Source organism: Novosphingobium sp. PhB57 (assembly GCF_004342985.1).
GTDB lineage: Bacteria > Pseudomonadota > Alphaproteobacteria > Sphingomonadales > Sphingomonadaceae > Novosphingobium.
The window spans coordinates 1-2346 of sequence record NZ_SMBO01000037.1; the positions used below are offsets into that span (position 1 = coordinate 1).

Annotated in this window: 3 protein-coding genes and 1 pseudogene; 1 reads left to right on the top strand and 3 read right to left on the bottom strand. The window is 59.0% G+C overall.

What is annotated here, in order from left to right; genetic code table 11:
- Positions 1-79: 79 nt before the first annotated feature.
- The 3 genes from EDF58_RS26595 to EDF58_RS25700 are packed head-to-tail and all read right to left on the bottom strand — an operon-like array spanning position 80 to position 1582.
- Entirely contained in the window at positions 80-490 is a 411-nt protein-coding gene (locus EDF58_RS26595; RefSeq protein ID WP_243654526.1) for a nucleotidyl transferase AbiEii/AbiGii toxin family protein, read from the bottom strand.
- Complete coding sequence (locus tag EDF58_RS26600; protein WP_243654527.1) at positions 453-908, bottom strand: nucleotidyl transferase AbiEii/AbiGii toxin family protein; 456 nt, start codon at positions 906-908, stop codon at positions 453-455. Before EDF58_RS26600 ends, EDF58_RS26595 begins: the two co-directional genes overlap by 38 nt.
- Positions 908-1582 carry a DUF6088 family protein gene (locus tag EDF58_RS25700; RefSeq protein WP_132270628.1) on the bottom strand — a complete coding sequence of 225 codons (675 nt, stop codon included), beginning with the start codon at positions 1580-1582 and terminating at the stop codon, positions 908-910. The genes EDF58_RS26600 and EDF58_RS25700 overlap by 1 nt, the downstream gene beginning before the upstream one ends.
- A 335-nt stretch (positions 1583-1917) precedes the next feature.
- Here EDF58_RS25700 and EDF58_RS25705 point away from each other — a divergent pair.
- Positions 1918-2313: pseudogene (locus EDF58_RS25705) on the top strand (transposase); the annotation flags it as partial.
- Positions 2314-2346: the final 33 nt, after the last annotated feature.

The following is a 2346-nucleotide window of genomic DNA, read 5'->3' on the forward strand; positions in this document are numbered from 1 at the left end:
GGACCCCCGACCTTTCATCTGGAAGGCCGATCCGGACGAAATTATAGCCGCTGTACGGCGCGGGCACCAAGTGTTGGAATCAATCCACTAGGTCTGGGTCAGCCATCGCTGAAGCGCCCGCTCCGGCGATCATCAGTTGGTGCACGTCGTAATAGTGGCGCGAGACACGTTGGCCGCCCACACGCAGAACTTGACGGGCATCGAACCAACGGCGGAGGCCATGCAAAATGACGACCTTGTCCCAGAAAGTGCGTTCCGCGTCGACGATAGTCACGTTGGCGACTGTCAGATCGAGGGCTGGTAGATCGTCGGCGAGATAGGGAACGACGCTATGCCGGGCGTGAGGATCAAGAGCGGATTTTGCCCCGGATTCGATTTTGACGGCTTTGCGGATGTAGCCATCCGACTCGGCGGTCACGCTTGGATACCACAGGAGAAGGCTCTGGGCGCTTTCATCGTCCTGATCGAGTTCGACCTTCGCGCCCGCCATGCCCTCGCCGACTGCACTGACTAGCGTCTCCGATAGCTGGGCAATCAGGTCTCCGCCTATGAAGGCCCGGCATGCCGCCTTGATCGTCGAGCTTTGCCTGTCGCTTCTTACCGGACATCTCCTCCAGCGCCTCGACGCTTGCATCTTGGCCGATGTCTTCGCGAAACACGGTGATGTCTATGTCTTCGGAGAAACGCTGGATCAGGCCGAAGCCCTTCGACAGTGACGTGCCCCCTTTGAACAGGAAGCGCGGGCCGTGGGACGCCGGACCGTTGAACAGCGCATCAAGGGTCCAGCAAACCCAGAAATCCTTCTCGATATTCTGGGGCGCAGTGCCGAGCCGCTGCCCGGCGCCGATAAACACATCCCGTCGATCCGCCGGGTCGGCCGCAAGGAACTGGGCGTAAGCGGGATTCATTATGATGCACGCTTGGTTATCAGACGGTTGGCTGACGCGGTAGCCGGCATCGTATCGCGCAGGATATTTTGCATCCAGAGCGGGAGCGTCAGCATATCGGCCTGGAGGTCGTTGACGATGTCGGCGCCGTGATCGGGGTGGGCGAAGATGTTGCGCAGACGCTTGGCAACATCCGGATCGGTATCGCCCCCGGCGTCGTGCAACCAATGCAAGGCCTGAACGACCCGCATCGCTGGCCGCCCAGCCCAATGAAGCCGACTTGGCGCAGTGGTTTTGAAATCGATCTTGAGGTTGCCGAGCGTGACGGGGTTCAACCTTGCGTCCGTGTGGACGACGATACGAGCAGGGACTGCATCGGATAGTCCTAGATCGTTGGCTGCGGTTACGCCATCGACGAGCATACGGGCCTGGTCCCGGCGAGCCAGCGCATCGATGACGGCCCGGGGATCGGGGTGCGTGGGCTTGCCTGTAAGGGGGTTAAGTTTCGGCTTGTCATAAAGGCCGCGGGCAATCCTGCGGGCGGCACCATTGCGTGTCATTCGATGGAGCACTTGGTCGACGGCATCGCGAGAACCGAGATCGAGAAAGTCCTGCGGCGTCCAGACTGAATGCGCGCCGCCAGAGACCATTCGGTCCGATATGGCACTTTTGAGATCGAGGCCCGGTCCACGCATAGCCACTCCTTTGTCAGAAGCGTGTATACGCAATTCTGACAAATCACAAGGTGAACTTGTCAGATTCGTGATGCGTATTTCTGACAAATTACGCGAGAAACAGGCGGCGTTGCAACGCAGCGCCATGTTGGAACTGGCGGGACGAATGGAAACGATGATGGATGAACACGGACCCAGAAGAGCTTTCGTCCGAGCAGCCTAAGCGATTGATTTAACAGCCAAATCATAAACTTACGAACTCGCCTGAAACATTCATAGCGCGATCTGGATTCGTGGAAAAGGCTGGACGTGAATGGACAGGGCGGTTCGAGTCCGCTGGGGCATTGGGCGGGTTGGAGCTTTGTCCGAAATACGTGATGACCATCCCCGGGGTAGGTGTGGCCACCGCTACCGCCTTCACGACAGCGATCGAGGATCCGGCCAATTTCGCCAGATCGCGTTCCGTTGGAGCGTGGGTGGGCCTTACGACCAGGCGCTTCCAGTCCGGCGAAGTGGACTATGATGGGCATATTTCCAGGCGCGGCGACGCGAACCTGAGAGCTCTGCTTTATGAAGCAGCCTCGGTAATCTTATCTCGAACTCACGCGGAAAGTGATCTGAGAACGCGGGGTCTGAGGCTTCGCGAGAAACTTGGATTCAAACGAGCTGCGGTTGCCGTCGCGCGCAAGCTGCGGATTCCGATGATCCCGGCCGCCTGTTCCAATCTGATCCCGGCCATCATTCCGATTTGATCCCGGCCGGGCAGAAGCCAGATCGTGTCGCCT